This window comes from Hydrogenophaga borbori, from assembly GCF_003417535.1.
Classification (GTDB): domain Bacteria; phylum Pseudomonadota; class Gammaproteobacteria; order Burkholderiales; family Burkholderiaceae_C; genus Hydrogenophaga; species Hydrogenophaga borbori.
This window is the reverse complement of sequence record NZ_QVLS01000004.1, coordinates 59644-66834: the sequence shown is the minus strand read 5'-3', so window position 1 is coordinate 66834 and position 7191 is coordinate 59644. Positions and strand designations below refer to the sequence as shown.

Below are 7191 nucleotides of genomic sequence, written 5' to 3'. Positions count from 1 at the left end.
CAAGCCCTCGCCTCCAAACGCCCACGCTTATCGGCTGTATTTTGTTAACGAACCTTTTGCGCCAACCCGATCTTTCGATCCGATCTTCTTGCCCCCGCCGCGATCAGCAGAGCCTCGCATTATGACACAGATTTTGTGGAGCAGTCAAAACTTGGAAGATTTTTTTGCCCCTGGCCTGCGCCAGCTCGACAACCACCGCAACCTGCTTCGGCCTTGGCCTAACAGCGTCGCCAGTGATCAGCGAAGCCTTGCAGTATATCCAACTTTTCGGGCCTCCGTCAAACCCGCCGAACTTTTTTTGACGCCGGACTCGATAATCCCGCGCTTCTTCCGCTTCGCGCACACGAGACCCATGGCTTTGCTCACCCTGCAGAACGCCCAGTTGGCCCACGGCCACTGGCCGTTGCTGGACCACACCGACCTCGCCCTCGAGGCCCGCGAGCGCGTGGGACTGATCGGCCGCAACGGCGCGGGCAAATCCTCTCTATTAAGAGTACTCGCCGGACTGGAACGCCTGGACGACGGCACGCTGCAGCTGCAAACCGGACTGCGCATCGCCTTTGTTGCCCAGGAGCCCTCGCTGGACGACGCCCACACGGTGTTCGAGGCGGCCAGCATGGGCCTGGCAGCCGCCATCGCCGCGCGGGAGCAATACAGCCGCGGGGCGCCGGGCGACGACCTGGACGCCCTGCAAGCGCGCATCGAGGCACTGGACGCCTGGAACTGGGAGGCCCGGGTGGCCGAAACCCTGGACCGCCTTCACCTGGACCCGCAGGCGCGGGTCGGCTCCCTTTCGGGGGGCAACCGCAAGCGCGTGGCGCTGGCGCAAGCCCTGGTCAGCCGCCCCGACGTGTTGTTGCTCGACGAGCCGACCAACCACCTGGACCTGGACAGCATCGCCTGGCTGGAGTCGCTGCTGACGGAGTTCGCGGGCAGCGTCGTCACCATCAGCCACGACCGCGCCTTCCTCGACGCCGTGACCACGCGCATCGTGGAGCTCGACCGCGGGCGTCTGCAGAGCTACCCCGGCAACTTCGCGCAGTACCAGGTATTGAAGGAGGAGCAGTTGACCCAGGAGGCGGTGGTCAATGCCAAGGCCGACCGCCTGCTGGCGCAGGAAGAGGTCTGGATCCGCAAGGGCGTGGAGGCCCGCCGCACGCGCGCGCAAGGGCGCATCACGCGCCTGGAGCGCTTGCGTACGCAGCGCGCCGGACGGCGCGAGGCGCTGGGCCGGGTGAAGCTGGAGCTCGATGCTGGCGCGGCCAGCGGCAAGCTGGTGGCCGAACTGCTGGAGGTGAGCAAGGGATTCGACCAGCCCGACGGCCTGCGCAAGACCGTGGTGCGCGACTTCTCCACCACGATCCTGCGCGGCGACAAGGTGGGCGTGATCGGCCCCAATGGCGCGGGCAAGACCACTCTGCTCAAGCTCATCCTGGGCGAGCTGGCGCCCGATACGGGCAGCGTGCGCCAAGGCAGTCGCCTCACCGTGGCCTATTTCGACCAGATGCGCGAGCAGCTCAACCTGGACGCGACGCTGGAAGACTTCATCAGCCCCGGCAGCGAGTGGATCGAGATCAACGGCAAGCGCACGCACGTGAAGAGCTACCTGGGCGACTTTCTGTTCTCTCCCGCGCGCGCGCATTCGCCGGTGCGCACGCTGTCGGGCGGCGAGCGCAACCGCCTGCTGCTGGCGCGCCTGTTCGCGCGCCCGGCCAACGTACTGGTGCTGGACGAGCCCACCAACGACCTGGACATCGACACCCTGGAGCTGCTGGAAGACCTGCTGCAGCAATACGAGGGCACGGTGTTCCTGGTGAGCCACGACCGCCGCTTCCTCGACAACGTGGTGACCAGCACCTTGGTGGCCGAAGGCGAGGGACGCTGGCGCGAGTACGTGGGCGACGTGCAGGACTGGCTGACCCAGTCGGCGCGCGCCGCCCCGCCCGCGCCCCCACCCGCCGTCGCCACGGCCAAGCCCGCGCCCGCGGCGCCCCCGGCGGCCGACGCCCCCCGCCGCAAGCTCAGCTACAAGGAACAGCGCGAACTGGAGTCGCTGCCTTCGCAGATCGCCGCGCTCGAGGCCGAGCAGGCCGCGCTGTCGGCTGAGCTGGGTGACGGCAGCCTGTACGGCACCCACCCCGCGCGCGCGGCCGAAGTGGCGCAGCGCCTGGTGGCAGTGGAAGAAGAATGGATGGCCGCACTGGAGCGCCAGGAGGCGCTGGGCGCGCGCTGACGCCAGGGGCACGGGCACCGCGCCCGCGCCTTACGCGCCCGCCCTGGCCGCGGCCACGCGGCGCGAGAACGTGCGCCAGAACGCCGCCTCCTGCGTGGTGGCGAAGTTGATGCGCATGAGCGTGCTGGGCGTGCGCGCGGCGTGGAACAGGGCGCCCGGCGCGATCAGGTAGCCATCGTCCAGCAGGCGCTGGGCCAGCGCGTCGGTGTCCACACCGGTGTCGACCCAGCCGAACAGGCCCGACGGCTCGGCCGCGAAGCGGCAGCCCGCGCCCAGCGCCAGTTTCACGCTGCGCGTGCGGGCGGCGTCCAGGCGGGTGCGCACGCGCTCGGCGTGGCGGCGCAGCTGCCCTTGCTCAATGCAGTAGGCCAGGGCCTTTTCCAACAGGGCCGGCGTGGTCAGCGTGCTCAGCAGCTTGGTGTCGAGCAGGGGCTCAACCAGGCCGGGCGGCGCGGCCAGGAAGCCGATGCGCCAGTTCGGCGCCAGGATTTTCGCGAAGCCGCTGACGTAGATGGTGCGCTGCAGGCCGTCGAGCGCGCTCAGGCGCGTGGCGTGCTCGGGCGCCAGGTGGCTGTAGGTGTCGTCCTCGGCGATGTGGAAGTTCAGGCGCTGCGCGAGCTGCAGCAGGCGGTGCGCCGCGCCGGGCGACAGGCTGTAGCCGGTGGGGTTGTGCAGCACGCTCACGCTGACGAACAGCTTGGGCCGGTGCGCCTCGGCCAGGCGCTCCATCACCGCCAGGTCGGGCCCGTCGGGGCCCCGCGGCACGGTGAGCACCCGCATGCCCAGCGCCGCCAGGCGCGCGAACTCCACCGCCCAGCCCGGCTCCTCCACCATCACCGGGTCGCCGGGTCGCAGCAGCGTGCGGCTGACGATGTCGAGCGCGTGCGTCGCGCCGACCGTGGTGACGATCTGCGCCGGGTCGACGTGCACGTTGATGCCGGCCAGCTTTTGCGCCAGCACGCGGCGCAGGCCCTCGTCGCCGCGCGGCTCGCCGTAGCTGAGCGAGGTTTCGTTGAGCGCGCGCACCGAGGCCACACGGCGCACGGCCGCCGGCATGAAGGTCGACTCCAGCCAGTCGGGCGGGAACACCCCCATGCCGGGCTGCGGCTTGTCGCTCACCTGGTGGAACATGCCGCGGATGAGGGCCGTCGCGTTGATGGGGCTCTGCGCCGGCGGCAGCGGCGCGGCGCTGCGCGACTCGGCGCGCGGCGTGAGCGGCTCGCGCACGAAGAAGCCTCGCTGGCGCTGCGCCTGCACCAGGCCCTGCGCGAGCAGCAGGTCGTAGGCCGCCACCACGGTGGAGGGGCTGACGCCGTGCAGGCGGGCGCAGGCCCGCACCGAGGGCAGGCGCGCGCCCGGCGCAAGCAGCCGCTGGCGGATGCGATCGGCGTAGCGCTCGGCCAACTGCTCCGTGAGCGACTGGTTCGCGGTCTTCATCAACATGGGGCGGCCCTTGTGTGTATTGCCAGTCAGGCCCATACAGTGCGCGAACTGAACGGGCAAACTGTATTGGCTCTGTATTGATGGCAAAGGGTACATTGACCGTTCGCCGAGCGCCAGCCCCCACCCTACCGCCCGACCGACCCGCCCCATGTCCGCGACCGAACTGACCGCCCTGCTGATCTTCTGCACCGCGATGAGCTTTTCGCCGGGGCCCAACACCACGCTGTCCACCGCCCTGGCGGCCAACTTCGGCCTGCGGCGCGCCCTGCGCTTCTGCCTGGCCGTGCCCACGGGCTGGATCCTGCTCATGCTGACCAGCGGCCTGGGCATGGGCGCGCTGATCACTGGCGTGCCGGCGCTGCGCTGGGCCGTGAAGCTGGTGGGCGTGGCCTACATGCTCTGGCTGGCCTGGATGCTGGCGCGCACGGCGCGCCTGTCGCAGGCCGACCCGGCCCGCCTGCGGGTGGGCTTCTGGCAGGGCGTGGGGCTGCAGTTCATCAACATCAAAGCCTGGATGCTCGCGCTCACGCTCAGCGCGGGCTGGGTGATCAGCAGCGCGGGCGCACCCGCGCCCAACCCGGGCGAGCGGCTGCTCATCGTCTGCGGGGTGATGCTGTTCTTCGCCTTCACCAGCAACTTCCTCTACGCCCTGATCGGCTCGCTGCTGCGCGACTGGCTCGCGCAGGGCGGGCGCCTGTTGTGGTTCAACCGCGTGCTGGCCGGCGTGCTCGTGGCCACTGCCCTGTGGATGCTCACCGTATGAACAGCGACGAACGACGCGGCTGGCTGCTGGGCCTGCTCGGCGTGGCGGTCTTCGGCCTGACGCTGCCGATGACGCGCCTGGCCACGGGCAGCCTGGACGCGCCGCAGCTCTCGCCCTGGTTCGTCACCTGGGCGAGAGCGGCCATCGCCGGCGGGCTGTCGCTGGCCTGGCTGTGGGCCACGCGCGCGCCCAGGCCCCGCCCCGAGCACCGCCGCCCGCTGGCCCTGGCGGTGCTGGGCAACGTGATCGGTTTTCCCTTGTTGCTGGGCTGGGCGCTGCGCCACGTGACGGCCAGCCACGCCGCCGTGTTCACCGCCCTGCTGCCACTGGCCACCGCGGCCATGGCGGCCTGGTTGATGCACCAGCGCGCGCGCCTGGGTTTCTGGCTGTTCGCCGGCCTGGGCAGCGCACTGGTGGTGGCCTACAGCCTGCTGCGCGCGCACCAGGCGGGGCACGGCTTCGGCCTCAGTTGGGCCGACACGCTGCTGGTCGGCGCCGTGCTGGCCGCGGCGCTGGGCTATGTGGGCGGCACGCAGGTCACGCCCGCCCTGGGCGCCGAGCGCGTCATCAGCTGGGTCTGCGCGCTCGCGCTGCCGATCACCCTGCCGGCCGCGCTGCTCACCTGGCCCGAGCGCGGGGTGAACCCCAGCGCCTGGCTCGGCCTGGCCTACGTGGCGGTGTTCTCCATGTGGGCCGGCTTCTTTGCCTGGTTCCGCGGGCTCTCGCTGGGCGGGCCGCTGCGCGTGAGCCAGTTGCAATTGCTGCAGCCCTTCATCAGCATCGCCGCTGCGGTGCCCCTGCTGGGCGAGCGCCTGGACGCGCTCACCCTGGTGTTTGCGCTGGCCGTGGTGGCCAGCGTGTTCGCCGGCCGGCGCTTCGGCGCCGCGCCGCCCGCCCCCTCCCCGTCCCTCCACAAGGCCTCCACATGAGCTCCGCCACCCCCTGGACCCTGGCCCGCCGCGCCGAACGCATGAACCCCTCGGTGATCCGCGAGATCCTCAAGGTCACCGAAAAGCCCGGGATCATCAGCTTCGCCGGCGGCCTGCCCTCGCCGCAGACCTTCCCCGTGAGCGCCTTCGCCGAGGCCTGCGCCGAGGTGCTGCGCAACGACGGTCGCGCGGCGCTGCAGTACGCGTCCAGCGAGGGACACGCCCAGCTGCGCGAATGGGTGGCGCGCCAGCTGCCCTGGGCCGTGGACCCGGCGCAGGTGCTCATCACCACCGGCAGCCAGCAGGGCCTGGACCTGGTGGCCAAGGTGCTGATCGACACCGGCAGCCGCGTGCTGGTGGAAACGCCCACCTACCTGGGCGCGCTGCAGGCCTTCACGCCCATGGAGCCGCAGTTCGTGGGCGTGGCCAGCGACGCCGAAGGCCTCGATGTCGACGACCTGCGCCGCCGGGCGAGCGGCGCGCGCTTCCTCTACGCGCTGCCCAACTTCCAGAACCCCACGGGCCGCAGCATGAGCGAGGCGCGCCGCGCCGCGCTGGTGCGCGCCGCTGCCGAAACCGGCCTGCCCATCGTGGAAGACAACCCCTATGGCGACCTGTGGTTCGACGCCCCGCCGCCCGCGCCGCTGACCGCGCGAAACCCCGATGGCGGCCTCTACCTCGGCTCTTTCTCCAAGATCCTGGCGCCGGGCCTGCGCCTGGGCTACATCGTGGCGCCCAAGGCCGTCTACCCCAAGCTGCTGCAGGCCAAGCAGGCGGCCGACCTGCACAGCCCCAGCTTCAACCAGCGCCTGGTGAGCGCGGTGCTCAAGGAGGGCTTCCTCGAGCGCCATGTGCCCACCATCCGCGCGCTCTACGCCTCGCAGTGCCGCGCCATGCTGGCCGCGCTGGCGCGCGAGATGGCCGGCCTGGACGTGCAATGGAACACCCCCGACGGCGGCATGTTCCTGTGGGTTCGCCTGCCCGAGGGCATGGACGCCACCGCGCTGCTGCCGCAGGCGGTGGCGCGCGGCGTGGCCTTCGTGCCCGGCGCGCCCTTCTTCACCGACGCGCCCGACGTCCGCTCGCTGCGCCTGTCCTTTGTCACCGCCACGGTCGAGCAGATCGATCGCGGCATCGCCGCGCTGGCGCAGGCGGTGCGCGAACACCTGCCCAGCCGGGCCGCCGCCACAGCATGAGCGCCGAGCAGGGACTGCACCTCTGGGGCCGCCTGAGCTCCATCAACGTGCGCAAGGTGGTGCTGTGCGCCCAGTGGCTCGGCCTGGAGCTGCCACGCACCGACGCCGGCCTGAGCCACGGCGTGGTGGACACGCCGGCCTACCGCGCCCTGAACCCCAACGGCCTGGTGCCGCTGCTGCGCGACGGCGACTTCACCCTCTGGGAAAGCAACGCCATCCTGCGCTACCTGTGCGAGCGCCAGGGCCGTGGCATGCCCACCGATCTGCGCACCCGCGCCGACACCAACCGCTGGCTCGACTGGCAGCAGACCACGCTCAACCGCGCGGGCAGCCCGGCGTTCACGCAATGGATCCGCACCCCGGCCGAGCGGCGCGACCTGGCCGCCATCGAGGCCTCGGTGCGCGCCGCCGAGCCGCTGTTCGAGCGGCTCGACGCCCACCTCGCGCAGCGCCCCTGGATGGCCGGCGACGAACCCACCGCGGCCGACTTCCCCATCGCCTGCGAAATCCACCGCTGGTTCGGCCTGCCGCAGCCGCGGCCGGCCTGGCCGCACCTCGAGCGCTGGTACGCCGGCTGGCTGGCCATGCCCTGCAGCCGCGGCGTGCTGGACCTTCCTCTGGCCTGAG

The 7191-nt window shown here is 71.3% G+C and carries 6 protein-coding genes; 5 read left to right on the top strand and 1 reads right to left on the bottom strand.

All coding sequences use genetic code 11. The features are described from left to right. The first annotated feature begins 352 nt into the window (after positions 1-352). Complete coding sequence (locus DY262_RS08935; protein WP_116958589.1) at positions 353-2233, top strand: ATP-binding cassette domain-containing protein; 1881 nt, start codon at positions 353-355, stop codon at positions 2231-2233. 30 nt (positions 2234-2263) lie between these two features. On the opposite strand, the gene DY262_RS08930 is transcribed toward DY262_RS08935, so the two are convergent. After that, entirely contained in the window at positions 2264-3676 is a 1413-nt protein-coding gene (locus DY262_RS08930) for an aminotransferase-like domain-containing protein (RefSeq protein WP_116958588.1), read from the bottom strand. Positions 3677-3824: 148 nt separating this feature from the next. On the opposite strand from DY262_RS08930, the gene DY262_RS08925 reads away from it, so the two are divergent. From DY262_RS08925 to DY262_RS08910, 4 genes are read left to right on the top strand one after another with little or no spacing between them, the layout of a single operon-like run. Continuing rightward, complete coding sequence (locus DY262_RS08925; RefSeq protein ID WP_116958587.1) at positions 3825-4439, top strand: LysE family translocator; 615 nt, start codon at positions 3825-3827, stop codon at positions 4437-4439. Next, positions 4436-5368: a DMT family transporter gene (locus tag DY262_RS08920; protein WP_116958586.1), complete on the top strand. Its 933-nt coding sequence runs from the start codon at positions 4436-4438 to the stop codon at positions 5366-5368. The genes DY262_RS08925 and DY262_RS08920 overlap by 4 nt, the downstream gene beginning before the upstream one ends. Further along, positions 5365-6564, top strand: coding sequence for an aminotransferase-like domain-containing protein (locus DY262_RS08915; RefSeq protein WP_116958585.1), 1200 nt, complete (start codon positions 5365-5367; stop codon positions 6562-6564). The genes DY262_RS08920 and DY262_RS08915 overlap by 4 nt, the downstream gene beginning before the upstream one ends. After that, the gene (locus tag DY262_RS08910) at positions 6561-7190 is read left to right on the top strand and encodes a glutathione S-transferase family protein (RefSeq protein ID WP_116958584.1); all 630 of its coding nucleotides are present in this window, start codon (positions 6561-6563) and stop codon (positions 7188-7190) included. The genes DY262_RS08915 and DY262_RS08910 overlap by 4 nt, the downstream gene beginning before the upstream one ends. Position 7191 lies beyond the last annotated feature (1 nt).